The sequence below is a fragment of the Actinophytocola sediminis genome (assembly GCF_054779715.1).
In genome coordinates, this window is sequence record NZ_BAAGXS010000123.1 from 1 (window position 1) to 632 (window position 632).

Sequence of the window (632 nt, forward strand, 5' to 3'; positions counted from 1 at the left end):
CCGGAGCTGCTGAAGCTTCTGTCCCTGCGTAAGCAACGCTGCTGGCGACTCCTACCCGTCACGTATGAGGGCGAGCTGGTGATGGTTGCCGGCGCGCGTGTCTGGTCGGGTGGGTGGTCTGATGCTCTCGCCATCCGCGATCGAGGTGACGCGAAGGCTTTCCGATGCGACCCAGCTGGCGGCGAAGTGTGGGGTCGAGAAGGCGGCCTCGCCGAGGTTCTGGACTTCCTGATGGAGCTTCCGGCGCCGTCCGCCCCCCATGCACCCGTCCTGGTAAGGGCGAGGGCACCGCGGTTGTGGCTGCCTCCCCTGACGACGAATCTGTGATCGCTGGATCTGTGAGCGTTGTCTTCTAGAAGTGGAGAATTCCTTGCCTCAGGACGACGACACTGACACCGACGCCGTTGTTAATGGGCGGGTTGTCGGGGGTTCTGAACGCCCCGACGCCACTGAGTGGGATCAGCCTCTGGAAGATCACGGTTGGAACGTCTGGGTTGATTTTGGGAAAGATGTGGAGTTGTTCATCTCCACTAAACGGTGGACTGACGGCACGGTCGATGTTCTTGTTGCGCCAGAACCCTACCCGGCTGACAGGAGTCTGCCCACGGCCTACGCTCACCGTCATGGCGTTC

2 protein-coding genes are annotated in these 632 nt (G+C 61.9%); one reads left to right on the forward strand and one right to left on the reverse strand.

Annotated features, from left to right (window positions below):
• The coding region (locus ACYVIP_RS44595) for a hypothetical protein (protein WP_460407294.1) at nt 1–327 on the forward strand (327 nt) is incomplete at its 5' end.
• A 25-nt stretch (nt 328–352) separates the two neighbouring features.
• Here the strand turns inward: ACYVIP_RS44595 and ACYVIP_RS44600 are convergent.
• Nucleotides 353–632: hypothetical protein (locus ACYVIP_RS44600; RefSeq protein WP_460407295.1), on the reverse strand; the 280-nt coding region annotated here is incomplete at its 5' end.